The sequence below is a fragment of the Hymenobacter sp. HDW8 genome, from assembly GCF_011305775.1.
Lineage (GTDB): Bacteria > Bacteroidota > Bacteroidia > Cytophagales > Hymenobacteraceae > Hymenobacter > Hymenobacter radiodurans.
This window is the reverse complement of record NZ_CP049907.1, coordinates 4,224,628-4,251,439: the sequence shown is the minus strand read 5'-3', so window position 1 is coordinate 4,251,439 and position 26,812 is coordinate 4,224,628. Positions and strand designations below refer to the sequence as shown.

General features: G+C 48.5%; 21 protein-coding genes. 16 read left to right on the top strand and 5 right to left on the bottom strand.

Features of this window, described 5'->3' with window-relative positions:
* The first annotated feature begins 186 nt into the window (after window positions 1-186).
* Entirely contained in the window at window positions 187-1,266 is a 1,080-nt protein-coding gene (locus tag G7064_RS18225) for an NAD(P)-dependent alcohol dehydrogenase (protein WP_166074699.1), read from the top strand.
* Between the two features lie 94 nt (window positions 1,267-1,360).
* Here the strand turns inward: G7064_RS18225 and G7064_RS18220 are convergent, their stop codons facing one another.
* From G7064_RS18220 to G7064_RS18200, 5 genes are all read right to left on the bottom strand, one after another.
* Window positions 1,361-2,434, bottom strand: coding sequence for an SDR family oxidoreductase (locus G7064_RS18220; RefSeq protein ID WP_166074698.1), 1,074 nt, complete (start codon window positions 2,432-2,434; stop codon window positions 1,361-1,363).
* A gap of 423 nt (window positions 2,435-2,857) precedes the next feature.
* Complete coding sequence (locus tag G7064_RS18215) at window positions 2,858-3,574, bottom strand: carbonic anhydrase (RefSeq protein ID WP_166074697.1); 717 nt, start codon at window positions 3,572-3,574, stop codon at window positions 2,858-2,860.
* 71 nt (window positions 3,575-3,645) lie between these two features.
* Window positions 3,646-5,265: a SulP family inorganic anion transporter gene (locus G7064_RS18210; RefSeq protein ID WP_166074696.1), complete on the bottom strand. Its 1,620-nt coding sequence runs from the start codon at window positions 5,263-5,265 to the stop codon at window positions 3,646-3,648.
* A gap of 160 nt (window positions 5,266-5,425) precedes the next feature.
* Window positions 5,426-6,844 (bottom strand): sensor histidine kinase, encoded by a 1,419-nt coding sequence (locus tag G7064_RS18205; protein ID WP_166074695.1) that lies wholly within the window; start codon window positions 6,842-6,844, stop codon window positions 5,426-5,428.
* Between the two features lie 86 nt (window positions 6,845-6,930).
* Window positions 6,931-7,608, bottom strand: a complete 678-nt coding sequence (locus G7064_RS18200) for a response regulator transcription factor (RefSeq protein WP_166074694.1) — start codon at window positions 7,606-7,608, stop codon at window positions 6,931-6,933.
* A gap of 316 nt (window positions 7,609-7,924) precedes the next feature.
* Between G7064_RS18200 and G7064_RS18195 the strand changes: the two genes are divergently transcribed.
* The 15 genes from G7064_RS18195 to G7064_RS18125 all read left to right on the top strand — a co-directional run bounded on the left by G7064_RS18195 (window position 7,925) and on the right by G7064_RS18125 (window position 26,758).
* Window positions 7,925-8,707 (top strand): polysaccharide biosynthesis/export family protein, encoded by a 783-nt coding sequence (locus tag G7064_RS18195; RefSeq protein ID WP_240935570.1) that lies wholly within the window; start codon window positions 7,925-7,927, stop codon window positions 8,705-8,707.
* Window positions 8,708-8,809: 102 nt separating this feature from the next.
* Window positions 8,810-11,194, top strand: a complete 2,385-nt coding sequence (locus tag G7064_RS18190) for a polysaccharide biosynthesis tyrosine autokinase (RefSeq protein ID WP_166074693.1) — start codon at window positions 8,810-8,812, stop codon at window positions 11,192-11,194.
* 56 nt (window positions 11,195-11,250) lie between these two features.
* A complete protein-coding gene (locus G7064_RS18185) occupies window positions 11,251-12,345 on the top strand; it encodes a lipopolysaccharide biosynthesis protein (protein ID WP_166074692.1) in 1,095 nt (364 codons plus the stop codon).
* A 62-nt stretch (window positions 12,346-12,407) separates the two neighbouring features.
* Window positions 12,408-13,901: a glycosyltransferase family 61 protein gene (locus G7064_RS18180; protein WP_166074691.1), complete on the top strand. Its 1,494-nt coding sequence runs from the start codon at window positions 12,408-12,410 to the stop codon at window positions 13,899-13,901.
* A gap of 90 nt (window positions 13,902-13,991) precedes the next feature.
* Window positions 13,992-14,747 (top strand): hypothetical protein, encoded by a 756-nt coding sequence (locus G7064_RS18175; protein WP_166074690.1) that lies wholly within the window; start codon window positions 13,992-13,994, stop codon window positions 14,745-14,747.
* Window positions 14,744-15,682 (top strand): hypothetical protein, encoded by a 939-nt coding sequence (locus G7064_RS18170; protein ID WP_166074689.1) that lies wholly within the window; start codon window positions 14,744-14,746, stop codon window positions 15,680-15,682. The genes G7064_RS18175 and G7064_RS18170 overlap by 4 nt, the downstream gene beginning before the upstream one ends.
* 40 nt (window positions 15,683-15,722) lie before the next feature.
* Window positions 15,723-15,953, top strand: coding sequence for a hypothetical protein (locus tag G7064_RS18165; RefSeq protein ID WP_166074688.1), 231 nt, complete (start codon window positions 15,723-15,725; stop codon window positions 15,951-15,953).
* Window positions 15,954-15,961: 8 nt separating this feature from the next.
* The gene (locus tag G7064_RS18160) at window positions 15,962-17,035 is read left to right on the top strand and encodes a glycosyltransferase family 4 protein (protein ID WP_166074687.1); all 1,074 of its coding nucleotides are present in this window, start codon (window positions 15,962-15,964) and stop codon (window positions 17,033-17,035) included.
* Between the two features lie 24 nt (window positions 17,036-17,059).
* On the top strand, window positions 17,060-18,385 hold the full coding sequence (locus tag G7064_RS18155) for an O-antigen ligase family protein (protein ID WP_166074686.1): 1,326 nt from the start codon (window positions 17,060-17,062) through the stop codon (window positions 18,383-18,385).
* Between the two features lie 4 nt (window positions 18,386-18,389).
* The gene (locus G7064_RS18150; RefSeq protein ID WP_166074685.1) at window positions 18,390-19,343 is read left to right on the top strand and encodes a nucleotide-diphospho-sugar transferase; all 954 of its coding nucleotides are present in this window, start codon (window positions 18,390-18,392) and stop codon (window positions 19,341-19,343) included.
* An 80-nt stretch (window positions 19,344-19,423) separates the two neighbouring features.
* Window positions 19,424-20,605 (top strand): glycosyltransferase, encoded by a 1,182-nt coding sequence (locus tag G7064_RS18145; protein ID WP_166074684.1) that lies wholly within the window; start codon window positions 19,424-19,426, stop codon window positions 20,603-20,605.
* Between the two features lie 30 nt (window positions 20,606-20,635).
* Window positions 20,636-21,472: a glycosyltransferase family 2 protein gene (locus tag G7064_RS18140; protein WP_166074683.1), complete on the top strand. Its 837-nt coding sequence runs from the start codon at window positions 20,636-20,638 to the stop codon at window positions 21,470-21,472.
* Window positions 21,473-22,114: 642 nt separating this feature from the next.
* Window positions 22,115-24,691 (top strand): Ig-like domain repeat protein, encoded by a 2,577-nt coding sequence (locus G7064_RS18135; RefSeq protein ID WP_166074682.1) that lies wholly within the window; start codon window positions 22,115-22,117, stop codon window positions 24,689-24,691.
* Window positions 24,658-25,248 carry a T9SS type A sorting domain-containing protein gene (locus G7064_RS18130; protein WP_133273525.1) on the top strand — a complete coding sequence of 197 codons (591 nt, stop codon included), beginning with the start codon at window positions 24,658-24,660 and terminating at the stop codon, window positions 25,246-25,248. The genes G7064_RS18135 and G7064_RS18130 overlap by 34 nt, the downstream gene beginning before the upstream one ends.
* Before the next feature lie 397 nt (window positions 25,249-25,645).
* Window positions 25,646-26,758, top strand: a complete 1,113-nt coding sequence (locus tag G7064_RS18125; protein ID WP_166074681.1) for a GDP-mannose 4,6-dehydratase — start codon at window positions 25,646-25,648, stop codon at window positions 26,756-26,758.
* Window positions 26,759-26,812 lie beyond the last annotated feature (54 nt).

Here is a 26,812-nt window from a genome sequence, read left to right as displayed (position 1 = left end):
CATGATCAACAAAGATAACGCGCTAAAAGGTCGTTCGGCGTGTGCAGTCAGAAGCGGCGGCTATTGAGGTTTATACTGATCAACCCTACGCTTAAGCAGCCGTAACTCCTCAGTACTCAACGCCCCGCGGCCGTTGGCACATACGTCCCTCATTTCCGCCTCCCAAACAACCTTCTTATCTATTCTATGGAAACGATTAAAACCAAAGCCTACGGTGCCACCAACTCTATTTTTAGCGGCCTCTCGCCCATGGAAATTGAGCGGCGCTTGCCTCAAGCCGATGAAGTACACATTGATATTCTGTACTGCGGCGTGTGCCACTCCGATTTGCACCAGGTGAAAAACGATTGGGGCAATACCATATACCCCTGTGTGCCCGGCCACGAAGTAGTAGGCCGCGTGACGGAAGTAGGCAGCGGCGTAACCAAATTCAAAGCCGGCGACATTGTGGGTGTGGGCTGCATGATTGACTCGTGTGGGCAGTGTCAGCCTTGCCAGCACGGCGAGGAAAATTATTGCCAGGGCCCGGTGAGCTGGACTGCGACGTACAATGGCCCAATGAAGCCGGATGGTAGCGGCGCTAACACTTTTGGCGGCTACTCCACCAATATGACGGTGAAGGAATCGTTTTTACTCCGCATTCCGGACGGCCTCGACATCAGTGCCGTGGCGCCTATTCTCTGTGCAGGCATCACTACCTATTCGCCCATGAAACACTGGAAGGTAAAAGCTGGCGACCAGGTAGGCGTAGTGGGCTTGGGTGGCTTGGGCCACATGGCCGTGAAGCTAGCCAAAGCGCTGGGAGCCAATGTAACTGCCATCACCACTTCCAAAGACAAGCAAGCCGACGCCGAAGCAATGGGGGCCGATAACGTTCTGTTCTCGACGGATGCCGACGCCATGAAACAGCACGAGGCCAGCTTCAGCTTCATCCTCAACACCATCCCCGACGAGTACGATATCAATGACTACGTGAGCCTGCTCAACCTAGATGGAGCCGTAGTAGCGGTGGGGCTGCTGGGCGAGTACAAGAAGCCGCTTAATAACATGGATGTCGCCAAATTCCGGCGTACAGTGGCTGGCTCCATTATCGGGGGCATTGCCGAAACCCAGGAAGTGCTGGACTTTTGCGCCGAACACAATATTCTCCCTGACGTGGAAATGATTCGGATGCAGGACATTAACAAAGCCTTCGACAAGATGATGGACAAGGAAGTGCGCTACCGTTTCGTCATCGATATGCAGTCGTTGAAAGACGCCGAATAGGTACTGTTAAGTCAGGTTTTGGCTCTACAAAAAAAGCCCCCCAGAAGCTCTTTCGAGGCGTCTGGGGGGCTTTTTTAAAGATTGCACTTACTAATTAGTGCACTTCGCGAGTACCATCGGGGTAAACGGTAGTACCGTGCTTGGGTCGCTTGGCCGATTTACCGTTTTTTGATGAAACTACCAGCGCCGCTGTAATGGCCACTGCCGACCCAATCAGGGCAGCGGCGGCTAGCGGATGGGTAGTGGCGGCGGTGTAAAAGCTACTCTCACGGGTGTAGCCGGGATAGTTGCCGCGCTCTTCCAGGGCACCGGCGGGTCTATCTAGGCCATTCCGATCAAGTGGCTGTGGCGGATACTCGGCCTTTTCCTGCTTGGCAAACACATTCTCCATAAACTTGTCTACCAGGGCCGGCACCCAGTTGTTGAGCGCCGTAATGGCACGGCCACCACCGCCCACGGTAATTTCGCGCTCAGGCGTTTCGGCGCAGTGCAGGATGGCGCGGGCCACGGTTTCGGGCGCGTAAGCGGGCGGCGCATGCTGGGCTTCGCGCTCCATGTAGTTTTTGGCGTGCAGCGGATACGGCGTGTCGATGGCCGATGGCTTAATGAGGGTAACCACCACTGGCGCTTCGTCCATTTCCAGCTCCATACGCAAGCCATCGGTAAAGCCTTTCACGGCATGCTTGCTGGCGCTATAAATAGTTTGCAGAATGGCCGTGGTTTCGGACAGAATACTACCAATATTAATAATGGCGCCACCCTTCTGCTTTAGGTGCTTCACCGCCTCCAGCGAGCCGTAAATCAGACCCCACACATTAGTTTCGAACAGCTTGCGCATATCCTCGATGGGCACCTCTTCTATCTTCCCATAGATCGAAACACCCGAGTTATTCACCCACGTATCAAAGCCGCCAAACCGGTCGTGGGCAGCTTGTGCAATGCGACGCACCTCGTCCTGGTTACTAACATCAGCCACTACAGAAATAGCCTGACCACCAGCCGTTTCAATTTCCCTAACAAGTTGCTGCAAAGCATCCTCGCTACGAGCGGCCAGCACGAGTCGGGCACCTTTTTCGGCGGCCATCCGGGCCGTCACAAGGCCAATGCCCGATGAGGCACCCGTAATTACAATTACCTGATCAGAAAGCTTTTTTAGTTTGGTTTTCATAGTAGTAAGGATCAATTTGTTCCTCACTCTTACGGCATCGCTACAGGCAAGTGTTGCGCGGCAGAGCTTTTCTATTAATTCGCTCCCCAAAAATTTGGTGCTCTCTCCGACGCTCGCTGACACCAACCGGCCATAGGCTTTGCCAACAGGTCGATACGGACGGGTTCGCTGCTCGCTACGGCCTTTTTATTGGGTAAGCAGGCGATTGGGGGGCTTTTTTGGGCATAAAAAAACCTCCGTGACCAAATAGCCACGGAGGTTCCCAGTTGCCGACGTATCCCCCTCAGTTTACGTCAGCTAGTGGTTATTTGAAGTACCACCCGCAAAGCACTAGCTGCTAATGATACTAAGTAAGAGAGTACCTTGCTGAGCTACCTATGCTGCTTGGTGCATAATAGAGTTGCTCTGGCCTTTCTCTTTATTCTAGCTTTTGGAGTTGCTTGTCTCGGAGGATGTCGAAGCGCCTAAATCTTCCGTAGCCTCTACCTGCTCTTCGAGCACTTCTTCGGCATGCTCCATAGCTTCTGTGCCATAGATGTGCTCAAAGTCGGCCATCATGTTCTCACCCACTTCCAAATCTTTCAGCAAACCAACCCGAATATCGTATACCAACCCGTGCAAACGAGGAGGATTATCGCCTTTCATAGCGTTCTGAATGATATTGGTTTTGCCCAGGTTACGTACCTGCTCAATTACATTCAGTTCTACCAAGCGCCGTAGCTGCTTTTCTTCATCCTTGATACCTGCAAACTCGGTTTCGTGCAGGCGGATAACGTCGCGAATATTAGTTAGCCAGTTATCAATCAGGCCATACTGTTTGCCGGCTGCTGCTGCTGCTACACCGCCGCAACCGTAGTGTCCAACCACCAGAATGTCGCGTACCTGCAAAACTTCCACCGCGTACTGAAGCACCGACAGTAGGTTCATATCAGTATGTACCACCATGTTGGCGATGTTGCGATGTACAAACATCTCACCTGGGCCGGTGCCAGTGATTGCGCTGGCGGGCACACGTGAGTCGGAGCAGCCGATGAACAGGTACCGAGGCTTTTGGCCTTGAGCGAGCTTTTCAAAGTATTGCGGATCCTGAGCCTTCATCTGCTCAACCCAGATGCGGTTATTTTCAAAAATCTTTTCCATTGGAGGTGGGTAGAGGTAAGTCCGACAGCCGCGCGTAGGGCGGTGTATGACATTGCAAGGTGGGTTTAAAATTAGTGCGCGATAAGCTTTACTTCCGGAATATTGCGTAGCTCCAGCTTTATATCACGCTCGGCTGCCGTAGTCCGGTAGTTCTGAATAGCTTCGAGTACATCATAGTCAATATACGATGATTCGGTGCCATCCACGATGACGTGCTTACCAGCAGGAATTCTATCCAAGGTTGTAACGATGCTCGCCTTGTTCAGGAATGAAACGTGCTCCGACAACTTAAGGTGCACGGTGTTAGGATCCTGGCTGGGCTCATGATGATAGAAGTAAGCCGACTCGAGGTTAGCCTTCAGAATGTAGAACACACCCACAGCCAATCCTATGCACACGCCTTTCAGCAGGTCAGTAAACAGGATAGCAACAATGGTGATAATGAAAGGCAGAAACTGGGCTAATCCTAAGCGCCATTGCGTTTTATACAAAGTGGGCTTAGTAAGCTTGTAGCCCACCATTAACAAGACGGCGGCCAAAGCCGACAGCGGAATTTCATTAAGGAAGTCAGCCAGAAACAGTAAGCTAGCTAGCAACAACAAGCCGTGAAAAAAGGCTGAGACCTTCGTTTGCCCTCCGGCGTCGATGTTAGCTGAACTCCGAACGATAACGGCAGTAAGTGGTAAGCCACCAATCAGACCGCTAATAAGGTTGCCTACGCCTTGTGCTTTCAATTCACGGTTTTGGGGGGTGTGACGTTTATGCGGATCAAGCTTATCAACTGCTTCAATACTAAGCAGAGTTTCTAGAGAAGCTACAATAGCAATGGTAGCTGCAACAACATAAGTGGAGCCATTAGACAACGCACTCCAATCTGGAAAACGCAGGATACCAACTACATCGTTAAGGGAGTTGATAACGGGCAGATTAACCAAGTGCCCTGATTGAACTTGTACTTCGGGAGCTACTACACCCAACAATTGGTTTATGGCTATCGAGAGAACAACTACAATTAGAGCACCGGGTATCATACGAACAAATGGCAGGCGGCGCATAAAGCTGGAGCCCCACGTCAACAGAATGAGCAACGACACTATACCAATGAAAGCGGATCCCAACTTAATAGAGCCTAAGGCTGCTCCAATAGCTGAAAAGGTGTTCTGACCATTAAACTGCAAGAAGTCTAGATCTTCAAAATAGTCGCTATCGGCACCTAAAAAGTGCGGTATCTGCTTCAGAATCAGAATCAAACCAATAGCAGCCAGCATTCCCCGAATAACAGAGGTGGGGAAATACATGCCAACAATACCCGCTTTCGCAAAGCCGAGAATGAGCTGTAAAATGCCAGCTATTACTGTCGCCGTCAGCACGGCCTCAAACGAGCCTAATGTGCTTATAGCCATTATCATAATGGCTGTAAGGCCCGCGGCCGGACCACTCACGCTTAACTGAGAACCACTCACCCAGGAGACCACAACGCCCCCTACAATACCCGTGATAATGCCTGACAGCAAGGGAGCATTGGAGGCGAGCGAAATTCCGAGACACAGTGGTAGCGCTACCAGAAATACAACCAGACCGGATGGAATATCTTTCCCGAGTGTCTTTAAGTAGTTGGTAGGTGGTGGCTGCACCTCCGGAGGAGATGCGGACGGAGCTACGCGTGGAGTAGATGAAGCAACTTGTGGCATGAGGGGGAGTGCATTGTAGGTACAACAACTGCCAGCAACTATTGCTGATACAGCTTTTAGATACGATACAAACCTATCCCTCAGTCGTTAAGTCTCAGTTAAAATAGAATTAAAATAAGATTAAAAAGCTTTAAGCATTCAGGTTCCCAACTCCTGCTTATTAGACTTTGACCCTTAGTTTAGTGGAAACAGGCCAATCGAGCCGCACGCGGGTACCAATGTTCAATTCGCTGTCTACCTGTACGGACCCACCATGCAGACTCATTATTTTGGCGGTAAGCGGTAATCCAATACCGTGGCCCGGTACATTTCGCACCGTTTCGGCCCGGAAAAAGGGCACGAATACCTGCTGCCGGTCGGCCTCATTCATACCTAAGCCATAGTCTAGGACCTCAAGTACAACCTGGTCGTCGTTAGTGCTGAGGGTGGCTATAATGGGCTTATTGGAACCGCGAGAGAACTTACAGGCATTCTCCAGCACATTAAGCACAGCAGCCAGCAACAGCGCTTCGTTGCCGTGCACTTCGAATGGTGTACCGTGGTTCGCTTTGCCGTTCTCATGAAAGGCTAGGTCGATACGACAGGTCGGCTGACGGCGCTGCATCTCTTCGTGCGCTTGCAGCAAAAGCTCCTCCAGCCGGACTAAGCCCAGCGTAATTTGGGAAGGGTCGTCGGAGGCGCGTGCTATCTGGAGCAGGCCGTTGGTCAGGTTGCTGAGCAAGCGGGCCGCATCGAGTGTGCTGCGTAAGGTGCGCCGATACTCTTCGGGGGTTCGTTCCTGTAGTAGAGCAACTTCCAGTTCACCCATCAGCGCCGCCAAAGGCGTTCGTAGCTCATGAGAGGCATCGCGAACAAATGTGCGCTGCCCCGCAAACGCCGTTTCCAGCCGATCGAGCAGGCTATTGAAGCGCTGCGCCAAGTGCGATACTTCGTCTTGGCCATCGGCCTGCGACAGGCGGCGGTGCAGGTCGGAGGCCGTGATAGTATCTACTTCCTGCACAATGCGCTGCATGGGGCGCAGGGCTTGCCGAGCGAAAAACCAGCCCCCAATTCCTACAATAGTGAGCGAAGCCAAAAAGCCCCCCAACAGAATTCGCTTCAAGCTACTGAGTTTCTGCTGGCTATCTGTATCAAGAGACGAAGCCACTACTACAAAGTCGCCGCGCTGGGCATCGTGGTAAAGCACGCCAATGGTCTGGCGGAAGTCCTTCTCCAGAACGACAGGCTTCCGATTCAACCGAACCGCTTGTAGCAACTCTAGTGGAACCGACTCCGGCTGGACTTGCCCTTCCCGAAACACCACTTTGTTCTGCGAATCGTAAACCCGGGCTTCCTCTTCAGGCAGCGTCCGATAGAATTGCCGCAGGTAGCGCCGGTACGAGGCTCTACTCGCGGCGTTCGTCCGGTTGGTGCCGTCCAGATAAACGTGGGCAACTACACGGGTGCGGGCCAGCAGGTTAGCCGTAAAAAACTCCTGGCGTGATTGGTAGGTGAAAAAATAAATCACCAGCGAAAACACCAACAGCGTGACGGCCAGAATGGCAGCAAACTGTAGCGCCAGACGCGTCCGAATGGTCATAAGAAATTACTAAATATTCGCTACTGCTGTTCTGCTACTACACGATTAGTGACGGGCACACAGTCAGCACCAAAAAAAGCCCCCGCCTATTCTTCCTTCATCACGTAGCCCATGCCTACCAGCGTATGAATAAGCTTAGGCGAAAAATCCTTGTCAATCTTCTTTCGCAAGAAGTTGATATACACATCAATAACGTTGGATCCGGTATCAAAGGACGTTTCCCAAACCTGCTCCAGAATATCGACCCGCGATACGACCCGTTCTTGGTTGCGAAGCAGGTATTCCAGCAAAGCAAACTCACGGGCGGTTAACTGAATCGTCTGATTGGCGCGCTGCACCAGCTTGCGACCCGGATCTAGGGTCAGATCGGCCAGACGCAGCACAATATCCGGTGAGGGAGTTTCGTGGCGGCGCCGCACCAGCGCCCGAATACGCGCCAGCAATTCCTGGAAAGCAAAAGGCTTCACCAGATAGTCGTCGGCGCCTGCATCTAGTCCCCGAATTTTATCATCTGTTTCGCCCAAAGCAGTGAGCATTAGAATGGGAACCGCAGAGTTCTGGGTGCGGACCTGCCGACATACATCCAAGCCGTTGAGGCCCGGTAGCAGATTATCTAGGATCAACAGATCGAAAGATTCCGCCAAAGCCCGCCGCAAACCAGTAGGACCATCGCTTGCCACTTCTACGGAATGCTGCTGTTCCGTCAAGCCTTTTTGCAAGAAGGCCGCAACTTTGGGCTCATCTTCTACCAACAAAATTTTCATAGACAAGTATACGAACCGCCTTTCTGGAACAAACATTTGCCCCCCAAACGACTCTGATTGAATGGTGGAAAGCTGCTTCTGATCTGCTTATTACACAGTCAAAAAACTATTAGTGTTGTAAATCCGTAAGAACCCAGAATTGTTAAGTACAAAATTTTATTATTAATATTTAACTATTTCTTGATATCACAAAGAATACGAATTACTTTTACTATATAGTACTAAATAAGCTTGTCATTTTTACAGTTTCGCCTGCTTTTTGCTTCTGCTTTTGATTCTCCTTTACTCTACTCTCCTTCGAACACACCATTTTTTTATGATCCGTTCCTTCTACGCGTTGGCTCTCCTGTTGCTCAGCGGCCTATCTTCCTGTATTTCAACCAAGGATATCAGCTATTTACAGGATTCCGATTATTCCAGTACTCAAGCTAAAGCAGTAACCAATGAGCGCCAGGAGTATAAGCTTGCAACCAATGATGTCCTGAATATTACGGTGCAAAGCGCCCAGCCCGAGCTTACGCAAGTATTTAACCTGAACACGGGTCAGGGAACGTTCATCAACGGTGACCCAGGCTCTCAGTATACGAACGGATATGTGATCGATGCGGGGGGCAATATTATGCTACCTACAGCTGGCCGGCTCATGGTAAAGGGACTTACTGTAACAGAGGCTCAGCGCGTTATCCAGAATGCTGTTAATAATTATGTACGCGGTGCTACCGCTTCAGTCAAACTGGTCAGCTTTAAAATTACCGTTTTGGGTGAGGTCAGAAACCCCGGTTACTTCTTTATACAAAATCCGCAGGCTACTATACTGGAAGCCCTTGGCCTAGCTGGTGATCTTACCCCGTTAGGCAACCGTCGCAACGTTAAACTCATCCGTCAGACCCCAACTGGCTCAGAAGTGGTGTTGCTCGATCTTACACGCCCCAATCTGCTCTCCTCCCCTTATTTCTATCTGCAGCCAAACGATGCGGTGTATGTAGAGCCTGAGTCAGCCCTTACGCAGCGTGCTAACATCAACAACTTAAGTATTGTATTCGCGGGCCTGACTACAATCGCCGTAATAGCAAACTTAATTTTATCTGCGAACAAATAGTATAAGCTCACGACAGCCAATGCTTTGCTAACCTACAGCGGCATAAATCCTTAGTTCGTACCTTGTATATAAACGCAGGCCTTTTCTTTTTTAGTTATTCAGATGAATAAGCAAGAATCTTCGGATGAGCTGAACCTGAGCAATTTGCTCTTCAAATTCGGTCGCTATTGGTATCTTTTTGTTCTTGTACCACTTGTGTTGCTGGCTGCCACCTGGGTTAAAGTTCAGACCACGGCGCCAGTTTATCGCTTTCATTCAACCCTTCAGCTGGCCGATCGGGCAACCCCAGGCTCTCGTCAGGCGCAGGAGGTGCTTACGCCCAGTGAAAGCCGCAATGACCTAACCAGCGTAGAAGATGAGATAAGTGTGCTCACTTCGGCTTCCCTGGTGCAGCAAGCCCTCGATAAGCTCGACTTCGAGGTATCTTATTTTGACGTTACTAATTCATTAATTAACAAGCTTGGCGACCTAAAAGTCCAGGAGCATTACCAGGATGCCGGTTACACAGTAAAGCTTGATACAATTGCCCCCCAGGTAACGGGGGTATCGCTGTATCTAGAGTTGCGCCCCGATGGATTTTACCATATTCAGGGTGAGGCGGACAAAGCATACTTAACTGATATGCGCACCGGCGCGGTCCTAGAAACCATCGACAACTTCACTTTTAATGAGGTAGTACGTCCTGGTCAACTGCTACGCACGCGCCACTTAACTCTAACCATCACCCCAACCGATTCTATCCGGTCTTTGCCTGAAGTTGCAAAGCGCTATTTCGTTATCAATCACCCACAAGCCCTAGTTGGTGAATATCAGGGCAAGTTAGTGGTAGAACCTACGGAGCGCTTTGCTCGTGTACTCCGGCTCACGACTAAAGGCTCCGTAGGTGGTAAGGAAACGCGTTTTCTGAACACCCTCATGGAAACGTATGTACTTAACGATCTGGTTGATAAGAACCGAAAAGGCAGCAAGACCTTTGAGTTTATCGAATCACAGATCACAAAGGTTGCCGATTCGCTACGCCGTTCAGAAGCCGCACTTGCTTCTTTCCGAGCTTCGCGTGGCATGGTCGACGCTGGAGCTCAATCGAGTTCAGGTATCGGTAAGATCAGCGAGTTAGAAAACCAGAAGGCTCAATTATTGACTACCCGACGCACATATGAAAGCGTTCTAAGCGCTCTTCGTACAAATTCGAGTGAAGAGGCAGTTAGTACATGGGCAAGCGCAGGCGTAAACGATCCGGTACTTGATAGCCAGCTAAGTGACTTAGCGCAACTCACTAGCCAGCGGGCTGGCTTAGCCGTCAGCGCAAATGATGATAACCCAGTATTGCAGGCTTTAGATAGCCGCATCCAGAGCCGTCGTCAGTCACTTCAGCGCAGCCTCACTGGGCTGATACGCTCATCTGATGCAACGCTTGCTGATATAACCAATCGACTGGCTTCTATCAAAACCGCCATCAATCAGATGCCGGAGAATCAGCGTCAGGAAGCTCGACTGCGCACCCAGACTACGCTGAATGATCAGAACTATAACTTCCTAATGCAGAAACGAACAGAGGCAGCTTTGATGCTGGCGACGAACGTGAGCGACAAGAAAATAGTTGACCGCGCTCAATTGTCTGATAGTGCTCCGGAAAGCCCAAAAGGCAAACAACTGTACATGTTTGCCGTATTGGCTGGACTCATGCTCCCCGCTGGCTTCCTTTTATTGCGTGACCGGACAGCTCAAACTGTCCAAAGTGCTGATGAACTTAAGCGCGTTACAAATGCTCCATTCTTGGGATTGATAGCCGATGCTGGTCGTAAAATCCGGTTAGCTCGAATGGAGATGCCGCGTTCTGCTGTTACAGAGTCATTCCGTACAGTGCGCGTAAATCTGCAATATGTAGCAGCCGGGCCCGATCGACGTGTTATTGGCTTTACCTCCTCTACCTCTGGTGAAGGCAAGACATTTTGCTGCACCAATTTAGCCGCTGAACTGGCTCTTTCAGGTAGACGCACTATTATAATTGAGACTGATATGCGGAAGCCAACCGTAGCGGGCTACTTCGGTTTCGACTCACGTCATGCAGGCTTGTCGTCTTACTTAAATGGGGAATGCACTTTAGCCGAAGCTATACAGCAACCTGATATTCCTAATCTGGCTATTCTGGCAGCTGGGCCTATACCGGAGAATGCTTTGGAGCTACTGGAAATGCCACGCATGGCTTCGCTGATAGCTGAACTGCGTAAATCATATGACTACGTAATTGTAGATGCTCCTCCTCTGGGCCTCGTATCAGAGTATTATATCCTAAATCAATACACAGATGTAACGATCTTTGTCGTTCGTCACCGTTATACACAGCGCAACATGCTATCACAGGTGCAAGAATTGGCTCAACGCCAGACTGGCAATCAGCAGCTTTATGTATTACTAAACGGCGTTAATTTCTCATCTACCTACGAGTACCGCTATAAGAGCGAATCGGCTTACTATACAGCCTAAATTCGCCAGGCGTAACTGTCGAGTTTGACAGTTTTGCTCCCAGATTTCCTGTGTCAATGAGCCAGAATCTATCCTCACGTATCCTGCACAGCATTAAATGGACCACAACGGCCACCTTCGCGATTGCCGCGATGCAGGTAGGCTACAGTGCCTTAATGTCGCGCTTGCTTACTCCGGCCGATTTTGGCTTAGTTGGTATGGCTGGAGTTGTGTTAAGTTTTGGCAGCTATTTCGCTCAAATGGGCTTAGAACAAGCCCTGATTCAACGTACTGAACTTAGTGAAGACGATGTACGGGTAGCCTTTACGGTTTCGGTTCTACTCGGAATTACGTGTACCACAATACTCTGGTTTGCAGCCCCTATAGTTCCCCTTTACTTTAAAAACCCCCATGTAGTACCAATTCTACAGGTAATGGCGGTAAGCTTGTTGATTACCGGGTTATCCGCTACGGCTATAAGCTTGCTCAAGCGCCGCATGGCATTCGAAACACTAAGCAAAATAGAGGTTGCCTCTTATATAATTGCTTATGGTGGTGTGGGCTTAGGAATGGCTTTCCGGGGTCATGGTGTCTGGAGCTTGCTGGGAGCGACAATTACGCAGGGCATACTGTTAGGTATACTGGCTTATTGGAATGTTCGCCATAGCATACGGCCACTCTTCAGCTGGAATGTATTCAAGCCACTGTTTGCTTTTGGTGGTAAGGTTTCAGTCATAAGTTTCCTAGAATTTCTTGGTGCTAACCTCGATCAGTTATTTATTGGTCGACTACTAGGTGTGCGCATGGTGGGTATCTATAATCGAGCATTCATGTTGGTGTATCTACCCGTACACAACATGACGACCAGTATAGCACGGGTACTTTTACCAGCCTTCAGTACACTACAAAATGATCGTAAGAGGCTAAGTCAGTCTTACTTAACTACCCTTTCCCTTACTAGCTATGTGGTGTTGCCTACCTGTGTAGGAATTGCCACTACAGCTGAGCCTTTGGTCCAAGTGATGCTTGGTGATCAGTGGCTAGAAGCAATACCGATTGTTAAAATTGTAGCCTTTGTTGTAGGGCTAAATATGCTATCCACTTTTGGAGGTATTCTATTTGAATCGCTGGCAGATCTCAACTTCAAGTTGGCGCTACAAGGGGATATGTAATAATTCAAGCCCTGCTTATGATCTATGCCAGTCGCTTTGGCCTGGTAGGTCTGACTGGGGCCATGTTATTAGGTGAAGTACTACGTCATTTGGCCTATCTGATAGCTGGCAGACGCTTACTAAGCTATACCTTCTTTGATATTGTATCTACTTACCTACCCGCCACTGTAACAGCACTTGTTGTTGGGCTAGCTTCTTATGGTCTAACAAAAGCCTTTGCTGGTTCAGGAGTACCAGCCTTGGTGCAGTTGCTGGCTCACATATTGCTCTGTGGATCCTTACTGATTGGTATGCTAACAGTTGGTATCAATCGTCCTATCCGCATGCAACTTGATGAGCACGTATTGAGCAAGCTTAGCTTTTTACAGCAGTCGCGTCCTTTTAGCCAGATGCGTCTGTCTGTAGCCAAAGTGCGGGTACGGCTAGCACAAATACTTCAGCGCAAGCTATTAGGCTCAATGGTTGGCAACTTACCTGGCACGGCATTGCGCTCTTTGGAGGAAGTATGTGGTTGGGATGATGTTCGTCCGCACGTTCGCACCATGCGTACGTTATCAGCGCCACTTACGCAGCACTATTCTTTTCCAGCACATTACCCCCCCTACTTTCGGCGCAATAAGGCTTTTGAAGCTCGTCTGGCTTACTGGCTCCGTGATGTATGTGTTGCCCCGGCCAATGGACTTACTTGGCTACCGGATGCTGATTATGTTCTGTCCGAAAGTATAGGTGATGTGCGCCGGTTGATGGGCTGGGGGAATATTTTGCCTCACTTACACCTTCTACATTCTCGTCGTCCTACTCCTCTCGATGAGCAAGGATTAGTAGTAGCAGCCGCTCCCGCTCCTTTTTTCCATTGGATCTTCGAGACGCTACCTAACTTGCTGACAGCACTGGAGCTTGATCCTGAAGTGCGCATCTTGTTACCCGCACAGTACCCTACCTTCGTGCGTCAGGCTTTGGAGCTACGATTGGGGGACAATTTTGATCAACGAGTTTCTATTGCCGAAGGACCTGTACGTGTTCCAAACCTATTGCTGCTGCAAACGGAAGTAGATGCCGGCTTTGTACCGCCTATTGCAGTAGATATTCTTCGAAATTACTACCTCCCCAATCATTCCAGCCTACCTGCCGGCTACCGTGACGTTTATATATCACGACGGTATGTTCCAAGGCGTGCTATGTCCAATGAAGCAGCACTCGAGGAAGCTCTCCGCAAAAGAGGTTTTGAAATAGTTTATAGTGAACACCTCTCCTTCGCTGACCAAGTAAAATTATTCAGCCAAGCTCGAACAGTGGTAGCACTTCACGGGGCTGGCATGAGTAATATCGTTTGGGCTCCGGCAGGCCTGCAAGTGCTGGAGATTTTCCCTAATGGCTATTTCAACGATTGCTATGCCCGGCTAACAGTGCAGCTCGGCCATGACTACGACTACATTACCTGTGGACCATCACAGGGCAAAACTGCTTCCGGCACGATTTCGGTTGCAGATGTAGTTGACCGCCTTCCCGTTGCGCAAGCTCCTCAAGCGGCAGGCTTAGCATCAGCTCTTCAATAGAGGCAAGGCTTTAGGCTCGCCTTCTAACCCTTTGCATTTGATGAAACCCAATTACTCCATCCTAGTTAGCAGCACTGATTCTTATTCTGATTGTTGGGGCCATTTTTTACGCTATTCAAAAAGTACTGGCCAAGTTTTAAAGGCCGAATTTTTCTGAGCACGGAAACTAAGGATTTCTCGTTTCCAGGGCTTGATATTACCTGTACACGGGTGGCACGCTTTACAGGCAGCGCCAAGACTCCTCACGGCTCGCGCCTACTTGAAGCCTTCAAACAGATCGACACTGATATCGTGGTTTATCTGCATGAGGATATGTTTTTGGATCACTTGGTGCCCGAAGCGAAGGTGCAGCAGATGGTTGACACAATGCTAGCGCACCAAATAACCTATATAGGTTTAGTAGAAAGTGGCAATCAGGGGCCATTTCACCCAAGCCAATTTCCGGATTTGTGGGAGGTAGATCACTCGGATGACTACCTGTTTAGCGCCATGGCCTCCATGTGGAATATCAGACGAATTGGACGCTACTTTCGTCCTCACGAAGACCCATGGCAGACTGAGTACTATGTAAATCGACGGGTGAAACGCACTAACGAGCGTTTCTATACGATCAATCGTGACCTGTACTCGTACCCCGACCATGCCATTATTCCATTTGCTCCCATCACCGGGATCTACCGGGGGAAGTGGCATAGAGATGCAGTAGTAGATTTATTCGCCGCCGAGGGAATAGAGATAGACTATTCGTTGCGAGGCTTTTACACACCAGGGACTGATGATGATGCACCGCCACCAAAGGAGTACTCATTTAAAAAGCTCGTCTCAGTAGTTAAGTCTAGAATATGATGGATATCGTAACCAGTCTCTGCGTAGACGACACTACCACGCCGGATTCGCTATATCCCCAATTGCTCGATGTAAGTGCTAGTAAACGTCGGCGGATTTATTGGCAGTGCACGGCCGTATTTTTTGCTACGTCGGTGCGCTGCAATCCAGAAGCTAGGCATATTTTGTATACCAATGATCAAGAGGAAGCAGCTTGGGATGGTACCGACTTTAGAGCATTCCTGACGGGTTTAGGCGTAGTAACCAAGACTTTGGCTTTTGAGTCATTTCGCCCCCCAGAGCATTTCGTTACTGAATTCCGTAATGCTTTTTATAAGCTCGATGTACTAAAATCACTATCACAGCCAGATGCCGGCTCGCATAGCCTGTTACTAGACTCTGACTGCGTTTGGACGCGTCCTGATCCAAAGCTTGTCCGGCTTGTACAGAGCGATACTCTTTTACTACTGGATGCGGAACCAGAGTCGTTACCTGACACTAAAATTCACGGTCTGAGTCGCCGTGATATGGGCGACTTATATCGAGAGTTAGACCCTGAGTATCCGGTAGCCGTGCCCTTACACTTTGGCGGCGAGATAATTGGTGGTAGCCGAGAGAGATTGGCGGAGGTTGCAAACCAACTGACGGCGACCTGGCAACAAATTGTGCGTGAGTATCCGTCAGCGCCGCCTCGTTTCCGTAACAAGCGGAACATTTTTGATGGTGATGAGTACATGACCAGCTTTGTGTGCAACCGTCTTCCGCGCCCTTGGACAGATGCGAGTCCTTTCATTCGACGTATTTGGACTACTTACCAAAATACGAACGTTCGTGCCGCTGATGCAAGATTGACGCTGTGGCATTTGCCCAATGAGAAAACTCAGGGTATTCCAGTGCTTAGTCGATTAGTAGTAAAGCCAAGCTCTCAATTTTGGAAATTGCCCCCACAGACTTAGCTGATTACTTAGGTAGCTATCTGGGTGTTCCGCATCCCGTATGGCGGCCACGGCGCTTACTGACGCTGGCTACGAAGCTTCCACGCTTATTGCTTATTGCAAAGCGGCTACTTTTTCGGCCGGCACCAGCTACCTGACCTTTGCTTTTTCCCTTGCTATGAAAATCGGGCTTTCTACCACCATTGATGTCAATGCGCTACGTTCGCATTTGAACGTAAAAGCAGATGATATCATCCCTAGCGGGATGGGGGAAGCGCTATTACGCCATTAGTACAAGGATTGCTGGAGGCTGGTCATCAGGTATCTATTTACTCTTTAGATCCTAATGTAACCACACCAGTAATTCTACGTGGAGGCCAGCTTACTATTTACATAGGCCACTTCCGCCCCCGCCCCCGCGAGCGCTGTTTCGACCTGTTTAAGCAAGAGGGCAAGGAGTTAGCTCGCTTCATAGATCAAGATCAACCGGACATGGTGCATGCTCACTGGGGATACGAGTTTGCGCTTGGTGCCTTAATGAGTGGTTATCCTCATCTAATTACTCTGCATGATGATCCTTGGCTCATTTTGCGGTATGTACCCGATGCCTATCGGGTGGCGCGATTGCTCCTGAAATTGAAGGTATTACGACAGGGTAAAAACTTCACTGCTGTTTCTCCGTACTTAGCCGATGCACTAAAGAGTGCTACCCGTCAGCCAGTTGTAATACCGAATGCCGTATGGCCGGCCTCAGGCTATCCGCACACTTTTCCGGCCGGTCCGCGACGCCGTATTGTGTCGATGCTTGCTGAGTGGTCGTCTCGTAAGAACGTAAGCTCAGCGCTGTTAGCCTTTCGTGAGGTGCGTCAGCAGCTAGGTCCCGATACGGAATATTGGTTATACGGCTCTGATTATGGTGTAAATGGGCCTGCTCAGCGCTGGGCCGAGTCGCATGGGGTTGCTGAAGGGGTACACTTTGCCGGTAAAGCCTCGCACCGTGAGATAACAACCCTTCTGCCTGGTTTCGACGTAATGTTGCATCCATCACGCGAAGAGTCATTTGGGATGACGCTTATCGAAGCCATGCAAGCGGGTGTGCCAGTGGTAGCCGGGGCTAAATCAGGTGCAGTTCCTTGGGTGCTTGATCATGGAAAGCGTGGGGTACTCACTAATATCAATTCTCCAGCAGCAATAGCTACATCATTGTGCGATTTGCTGACTCACCCCAAACAGTATGAACAACTAAGTCAACAAGGTATCACGAGCGTACAAGAACGGTTCTCGATCCCCATCGTGACCGCAGCTTATGAGGAACAATACCATCGTATACTCGGTCAAAAAGCCCCCCAAGCTGTATCTGTCTTGTCTCTTTAGGCTAATCTTATCACGATTACTGACATGAAAATACGCTATCGGCTCCTATATGCTCTTCCACTACTGTCCATATTAATACTGGATCTTCTCTTCTCAACCCTTATTACGGGCCGCATTGAGATGGACGAGTTTGGACAATCGGCACCGTCACCACTCGATGGGTATCCCCCTTTGGTTATTGCTGGCTGTATACCGCTGAGCATCCTTCTATATAAATACCTAAGCGGAATTGCACGCTATGTGTTCTGGTGCGCTTTGGCGGGTGTAGGGCTTCTTATGGCTGATTCGTACTTAAACTATGACGTACCAGCGGTGTATCCGCACGTATTTCAGAAAGTAATGGTGCTGTTTACTCTCTCAGCCATGTATGGAGTATACAGAGTCGTCGGACGTATTACACTACCCGACCTGATAGGAATGATCTGGGTAGCTTTTCTCCTAAACGTAAGTATTATCAATCCTGATGCCCTTAGCATGGGGGCCTTCGTCAATCATGAACGGGGACTGGTAGCTTCATCTGTTTATCTGTTGGTGCTGCCTTTGCTTTTTCATTTCAACACTTACCTGCAAACGCTGAAACCGCTTCACCTCGCTCTATTTTTCGTAGCTGCTGTAGCTATTCTGTTTTTTCAGCATCGCACAGTATGGGTGGTTTCCATTGCGTCTTTGGCAATCAACCTAGTGTTGTTATTTGGGGCAGCGCGTCAACGTTTAAATTTCAAGGCTTTGTTGCCTCTGTTAGGCATTCCCGCTGTATTGCTATTCTTGGCGCTTACAACATTAGCCGTCTCAAATCCTAAGATTTTAACCAAAATCGCAGACGATATAGCCGATATCGAGAATCACGACAAGCAAGGTACGGGTGGGTGGCGAGCCGAACAGGCAAGATCGTATTGGCCTTTTATCGAACAACATCCGGTAGCTGGCATGCGGTTTAAAGGATTTGAACTACCAATCCAATTTTATGATCCTGACCAACCAACTTTAGTCGTTTTTCCAGATGGCCACGGTCACTTTTTACACAGCTTTTATATTGACGCCCTGTTCTACCTTGGAGTCATAGGGTTGCTCCTCTTATCAATGCCTCAGCTATATGCACTGCTACAACTGCTGAAGCGCCCTGCCATGGATCCGGAAACTTTGACGTGGTGCATTTTCATTGGCACTAGTTTGGTGTATGGCTATTCGTACAGCTTACCCCCTTATTTTTATGGCTTGGCAGGCTTTGGTTTTGTCCGTATCAAAACCTTAGCGGCTATTGCTGCTACCCCTGAAGCAGAAAATGAGGGATCAACCCCTCTTGTCAACAGCCATCCTCAGGCTGAACCGGCCGTTCATTATTCAGCTTGATTCTATGCTCGTCAACTCTTCTGCTCATTCCGCCGACACGACGAACGGTTCAGCACCTCGCTCGGCAGTTTTGTTTCTGGTATTCAATCGCCCCGACGTTACGGAGCAGGTACTTGCTGGTATTCGTGCTGCGCGCCCCCCACGCTTATACATCGCTGCTGATGGTGCCCGAGCAGACCGGCCAAGTGAGGCGGCAGCTTGTGAGGCTGTGCGCAGCTTAGTTATAAATGGAGTGGATTGGCCCTGTACTGTACATACCCTTTTTCGTGAACAGAACCTTGGCTGCCGCCAAGCAGTGAGTTCTGCTATCGACTGGTTTTTTCAACATGAGGAAGCCGGAATTATTTTGGAGGATGATTGCTTACCGCATCCCACTTTCTTCACTTACTGTGATGACCTCCTGCACCATTACCGTGATGATACGCGAATAATGCATATCAATGGTAGCAATATCATGCGCGGTTGGGTTCACGACTCCGATTACTCTTACTATTTCTCTAGGCACGCTGCTATATGGGGTTGGGCTACGTGGCGCAGAGCATGGCGCCACTATAACTCAGCGACCCCGTTGTTGCCCGAAATTCAGCGAAAGAATTATTTGTGGCGCCAATTCTTTAATCCTCTGGAAGCACGTATGATGCTGAATCCATTATGGGCTACCCATAATGGTCAGCTTGACACTTGGGATTATCAGTGGTCTTTTACTCTGCTTGTGCAGTCAGGTTTGAGTGTAATGCCCAACGTCAACTTGATAAGCAACATTGGCTTTGGAGGAGAAGCTACCCATACTTTTAATAGCTCTCATCCTTGGGCCAATCTTCCCGTTGAGTCAATACCCAGACCATTGCGTCATCCAAGCTTCGTGATCCGCGATACAGTTTCCGATTATCGAGAGCTACGCGGCACTCTTCGCGATAAGATAATGGCTCGCTTGCGCTCAGTGGCTGCGCTATTTTAATGCTAGACGCTCAATAGAATATTATTTGAGGTAGTATCGTCCTATGGATACTTCCTGAACGCTCAGCACACTCCCTTTTTATGGCTTCTTCTACCCTGCCTGCTCCAAAGGTATTGCACATATTACACTCGCTACGTTTTAGCGGGGCTGAAGTGATGTTGCGATTAGCTGCTCCAACTGTGCATGCACAAGGTTATAATCAGCATATAATAGCCGACGGTGCTACAGTAGGAGATTATGCTTCTACTTTGGAAGACGCTGGTTTTACAGTATACCACCGGCCTTTCTCCAAGTGGTCAATCTCTCATTGGTGGAATCTGTACCTGTTTCTTAAGGAGAAGGAGTTTACTGTAATTCATAACCACACAGAGCAAAATTTCTTCTGGTATTTACTCGTAGCCAGGTTAGCTGGTATTCCACGTCTTGTCTCAACGGTCCATAGCGCCTTCAATTTTAAAGGAGAAGTACGCCTCCGACGTGGTACTTACCGCTGGATTGCTAGACGCTTACTCGGCACTACATTCACCGCTATTGGACCATCAGTAGCTCTGGTAGAGGCCGAAACTTACAACAACCCAACAGTGCTTGTTCCTAACTGGCTAGATGAGGAACGCTTTATACCAGCACGTAGCGCCGCCGAAAGGGCAGAAGCACGTCAACACTTTGCTATTTCTGATGATACGGTTGTCCTAATTTCAGTAGGAAGCTGCACTGAAAACAAAAATCATGGGGCTGTGCTGGAAGCGTTGGCTGCTTTGCGCTCGAAAACACCTCATCCTATACTTTATTTACATGTAGGGGAAGGAATCACACATCTTGCCGAGCAAAACCATGCTAAGCAGCTAGGGGTAGATGATATTACTAGGTTTGTAGGTCAGCTGCATAATGTCCGTCAGGCTTTGTTAGCGGCGGATGTTTTTGTGATGACTTCATTCTTGGAGGGGCTTGGCAACTCCTTGCTCGAAGCCTTAAGTTGCGCCGTACCAGCAGTAGTATATGATGTCTACGGGCTGCGTGATTTAGTAATAGAGGGCAAGACTGGTCGATGTGTACCACCCAATGTGCCGTCACTTACCCTGGCTCTGCTAGAAATGATTAACCGGCCTGACTTACGCCAGCAATACGGTATGGCCGGTCGGAATTTTGTGCAGGAGCATTACTCTATGCAAGACTCCCTGTCCCAGCTTCTTCCACTATATGGCACTGAAAAGGTAGGTGAACCTTCAGCATCCAAATCGCTTGACTATTCCGTTGTAGGCTAAATAGCACGCAGCAACCCTGTTTTTTTGTTTATGCTCCATATTGTCATTCCCGTTTTCAATCGCCTTTCCTTTACTCTTGCCTGCCTCGACTCATTGCGGGAGCAGACAGACCAAGATTTTAAAGTAGTTATAGTTGATGATGGTTCTACCGACGGTACTGCGGCCACTTTAGCGAAGGATTATCCTGAGGTGAAGGTGCTTTTTGGCTCCGGGTCCTTATTCTGGACTGCAGGTGTAAACCTGGGTTTACGCTACGCCTTAGATCAGGGCGCTGAATGGTTGATGACCATGAATAACGACGTAATCGTCTACCCCGATTTTGTAGCCAATATGAAAAAGGCCGCCGACAGCCGGCCACCGGCGCTTTATGGCGCTTACGAGTTGGATGCCGTTACGCAAGAGCCCATCTATAGTGGGGGCTGGCTCGATTGGCGCACGGGTAGCTTTCGGCGTCTGCTCGATGATCTGGCTCCAGATCAACGCAAGGGACAGTGGCCTAGTCAAAATTTACCCGGCCGCGGGTTAATGATTCCGCGCGTTGTATTTGATAAAATTGGTTTATTTGCGGCCGATGTTTTGCCCCACTACTATGCCGATTATGACTTTACACACCAAGCTCGTTTAGCGGGCTTCGAGGTATATTTGAATTTTGATGCTCGCCTTGGCACATATCCTGACGAAAGCGGCGACCAGCACAACCGCAAGCGAAAGAGCTTAAGTAATTATTACAATCATCTGTTCAGCATTAGAGGTGGTGCGAACCTACGCGACTTCACTCAATTTGCCCGTCGCAATTGCCCGCCGCTTTATCTCCCACTTTTCTTGGCTAACGGGTATATGCGTCGGATTCTAGGTTACTGGCGCTAGAGGTATTTTTAAATAACAGAACCCCAAAAAGCCCCCCGCGGGGCTCTCCCGTCTTCCAAACGACGGGAGAGCCCCGCGGGGGCTTTTTTACTATCATTAACCCCAATATTAAAAGCAGGCACCAAGTAATAATCTTACTTGGCCCGAGGAAGCTTACTTATCAAAAGGGCTTAGTTGTAAAAACAAATTTTATAGTAAAAATCCTATTATTTTTATTTTGCACTTATTTAACATAGGTGATAACGATTAAGCATGTAAACGCTTTTTTTTAATATTCTTGGTCAAGTATATCCTATTCGCATTTACTTCTAGTAAAATTGTTCAAAAAAAATTGTCACTATTATTGCTAAAGAAGGTTTATATCATTTATATTTATAAAAGCGTTGTTACTTCTAGTACTGTAAAATATTAAAAATTTAACAATCTTCTTTCTAACGCTATGTTCAGCAACCTTACATCCATTATGCCTCACTATATTATATGCAATTATAGAATCATAAAGCCCTCTCATTCACAAGAGGTTTTAACGTCTACTAAACAAAGGGCAAATCTTCTTTGATTGCCATTTTTAAAAGAAATCAATAGAGATAACTTAAACTCAAACTAATGAAGCAGTCTTACTCTGGAGCTTTCATCAAATGTTTGTCCTCTGCAATCATGCTACTCTTGATGCTGGGGCCGGGCACATCAGTATCCTCGGGGCAGTCAACTGATGTTGTTTACAATGGACCGATCGCCATTACCAAAGGAGGAACTTACAAGGGCAACTGGCGGAGTCTTGATTCCAAAACACCAGCCATTTCTATTGAGACATCGGAGCCTGTGATTATTGAGAACTCTAATATTCAAAGCGCAGGCATTCTCATCAGAGCGCATTATCAGAATAACGATGTTACCATTCGCAATACGCGTGGCCTAGCTCTTACGCCCACTATAGATAATGTGCGCCAGGGACGCTTTTTTGATGCGAATAACTTCAAAAACGCCCATCTGGAGCACAACTTCATGGAGCAAACCTCTGGTATCTACTTAGCTAACTATGTAGGTGACAAGAGCGCGAAGCAAAGTATTAAAGTGCTGTATAACCAAGCACGTAATATCGATGGTCGTACTCGGAATGGTGGGAAAGAACATGTTCAATTTGTACAGTTCAATGGTGTACAGGGGATACGTGGGGTGGAAATTGCTTGGAATGAAGTAGTAAATACACCGAACAAAAGCTACGTCGAAGACAACATCAATATCTACAAGTCGAATGGTACTTCTGACAGCCCAATCTTAATCCATAACAACTATATCCAAGGAGGATATCCAGTTCCTGCAACAGCGACGAACCATTCAGGGGGGGGCATTTTGTTAGGCGATGGTGATCCCAGTTTTTTTGCAGAAGCCAGTGGTTTTGTAAAGTGTTACAACAACCAGGTAGTCAGCATGCTGAACTATGGCATAGCGGTAGCAAATGGTCATGATATTGAAATCTATAATAACCGTGTTGTTTCAAGTGGCTATGTTGATGGTCAATACCTTAACTCCGCTAATGTTGGTATCTATACCTGGAACAGCACAAACAGCAATGATACCGATGAGTACTATTTCAATATCTCAGCGCATGATAACCAAATTGGCTATATAAAGAAGGGGAATTGGGAGGACAGAAACGACACCTGGTTTCGCAACATTCATGTCAATAGGAATAACACCTCTCTTCCGAACCCTATTACTCCCCAGACGGAACAGGCAGAATGGACTTCTTGGTTAGAGAAAATCAAGAACCAGAATATAACACCGGGATTAATTGTAGCTGCACCTACGCCGGCTCCGGCCCCGAATGTGGCCCCCAGTATTGTGCTGACGGCGCCAACCAACAACCTAGCTTTGCCCCTGGGCCAGTCGCAGCTGCTGACGGCAACGGCTAGTGACGCGGACGGGGCGGTGCAGAAGGTGGAGTTCTTCCAGGGCAGCGCCAAGCTCGGAGAAGTGACAAGTGCCCCATATCAACTCAGCTGGACGGCCACTACGGCCGGCACGGTCGCCTTCAGTGCCCGTGCCACCGACAACGCGGGGGCTACCACCATGGCCACCGCCGTCACCATCACGGTCAATCCGCCCCCCGCGCAGGCCCCTGCCCCCACGCCGACGCCTGCTCCAGCCCCCGTTGCACCTGTTAACGCTGCCTTTTATCGGGCAATCAATATCAATGGCAACGCCCTTACATTAGACGGTAATAAATGGGAGGCCAGCAGCTCCGCATCCAACGTAAGTATTGATGGAGAGTACTTTTCAAACCAGAATGTTACGCTCAATCCATCAACTGATGTGGAACGCACTCAGATGATTCGCTCATCCATAGGAAGCCGGAACGCAGGTATCGAATTTTCGAATGTTTCTAGCGGCACCTATTTCGTGTACCTATATGTATGGGAAGATAATTTCTCCATGCGTTTCAATGTCAGTGTACAAGGTCAAGTAGTTCAGAGTGATATTGTGAGTGGTTCAGCTGGAAGCTGGACTCGCCTAGGGCCATACGCGGCAGCAGTTACCAATGGTCAGCTGAGCATTCGTGCTATTGGTACCGATAATGCGAATATCTCGGGAGTAGAAATCTGGAAATCTACTACAGCACCAGTGCCTGCGCCAGCCCCTGCGCCAGTTCCGGCCCCAAATGTGGCTCCCAGCATTGCCCTGACAGTGCCCACGAATACCCTGACCGTAGGCCAGAATCAACTGCTGACGGCCACAGCCAGTGATGCTGATGGTACTGTGCAGAAAGTAGAGTTCTTTCAGGGCAGCACCAAGCTGGGGGAAGTAACGACCGCTCCTTATCAGCTAAACTGGATCGCCTCGGCCGCTGGCACGGTAGCTTTTACGGCACGCGCTACCGATAATGCCGGTGCTTCGACTACGAGCGCAGCTACCTCAATCACGATCAATCCGGCCACTACCCCTACGCCCGCTCCCGCACCAACACCGACGCCCACACCGGCTCCTACCCCGACGCCATCCCCGACGCCCGCTCCTGCCATAGCTCAACTATATCGGGCGATAAATATTAACGGGGGGCAATTATATTGGATGGCAATAAGTGGGAAGCCAGCAATGGAGCCTCTAACCTGCAACTCAGTGGCACCTTATTCTCTAATCAGAATGTCAAGCTACGCTCGAATCCTGATCCTGTACGTTCTCAAATGCTTCGCTCTTCAGTGGGTGGTCGAAATGTAAAGGTGCAACTGGCTAATGTTCCTAACGGTGTATATAGTGTATATGTATATGTATGGGAAGACAACAAGCCGGAGCGTTTCAGCTTAGCACTTAACGATAAAACTGTCTTAACCAATTATAACAGCGGTACAGCTGGTAACTGGGATAAAATAGGTCCGTTAGCCGTTACCGTTACCGATGGAATCATACGGTTAGCAAGCTCTGGCGGCGACGCCAACATCTCGGGTATTGAAGTTTGGACTGCTCCCGGCGTCACGCCAGCTCAAATCAGCCCACCAACTACTCTAGCTACCACGAACTCGGTTTCCACGCAATCATTTCCGAATCCTTTTGAAGATGTAGTAACTATTCAGACTGAACTAAAAACGGCTGAAACGATGAATGTTGCTCTCTTTAATCAGGTAGGTCGCCTAATTCAGAAACGCAGCATCAGCTTTAGTGCTGGGGTTGCTCAAAGCAGCATTGACATGAGTGCTTTAAATCTGCCTACTGGGCGATACTATTTGATGTTCATGTCAGGAAGTTTGTCAGGTAAAACAATCAAATTGACCAAATAGCTTTAGTTCACTCACTTAGTAAAGACGTAAAAAAGCCCGACCTAAATGGTCGGGCTTTTTTACGTCTTCCTATCTACTAAATGTGGCTAAAAGGCAGGGCTCTAAATCGATAAATAAGTTCAGGATAGCAGCTAGTAGTACATAACTGTGATTCTACCCAGGGGACAAAACCCCATGATGTGTATTTTGATTAGATAGAGTAAGGAAACTGTCTCTTGCTGTTTAGAGATTATTTATGATCAACATTCTAATGATCAGTTATTTAATGATGAATCATTAGCTAAGTAGGACAATAATTTAATTTAATTTTTACAGTAATTTATTGCACTATAAAATATTGCAAGTACATTTATTGATAAATCTTTACAACAAGACTATATAGTTTCCCCATCTGCACATGAAAAGGGCTTTGATAACGGGCATTAGGGGACAAGATGGCTTCTCCTTAGCTCAGTTACTACTAGAAAAAGGCTATGAAGTGCACGGAATCAAAAGGCATGCTTCCCTGTTCAGTTATGAGCAAGCGGATATATCTTATCAAGCTGGCTGTCTGAATAATAGCAGTTTTAATATGCATTATGCTGACCTTACTGATACGGCCACGCTCACGCGACTCGTGCAAGAAATTCAGCCAGATGAGATATACAATTTCGGAGTAGTGTCTTACATGAAATTACCATTTGAGACACCGGAGTATACAGAGGAAGTTAATGGCCTTTGTACACTACGAGTTTTGGAAGTTGTTCGCGCTAGCAACTTAGCTAACAGCGTACGCGTTTATCAAGCAGCGACCCCACAAACGAAGACTGCATCACAGCCAGTAATTGAGTCGGAATCTAAATCTCAGCATACTTTTTTTCCTTCTCCCACAGCCGCACTTTCTTCCCACAAACTAATTGCTAAACACCGTGCGGCCTACGGATTGTATGCTTGCAATGGATATTTATTCAACTATGAGTTTCCGCGTCGTGGCGAAACGACGCTTGTTCACAAAATCACTCAGGGCGCTGTTCGCATCGCTCTCGGCTTACAGGGCACGCTGTATCTCCACTCGTTAGAGGCACGCCACGATTGGGGTTATCCTCAAGATTATGCGGAAGCTATCTGGCGCGTGTTACAGCAGGAAATACCCGAAGATTATGTCATTGCTACGACAGTTATGACCACTGTGCGTGAATTCGTGCGATTGGTTTTTGCTGAATTAGGAGTGGACGTTGTGTTTCAGGGTAATGACACTCAAGAGATTGGCTACGTTGTAGCATCTCACAACAACGATTACGCTTTAATGCCGGGTCAAACGGTTGTTGCTATAGATTCAACCTATTATCGTGCACACACCGTAGAACCCTCATTGGCCGAAGCTAGCAAGTCGCGACGTCAATTAGGCTGGAAACCCCGTCACAACCTTCACTTATTGATACAAGAGATGGTGCAGCACGACTTACACCTTTTCAGTCGTCAGACTTCTTTAATTAAATCTGGTCAGCAAGTACTGCTTCAGCCCAACTAATACGCTCCCTCTTCTACCCAACCTCACCATTCTTTTCTTTCGCTTTACGTTTTT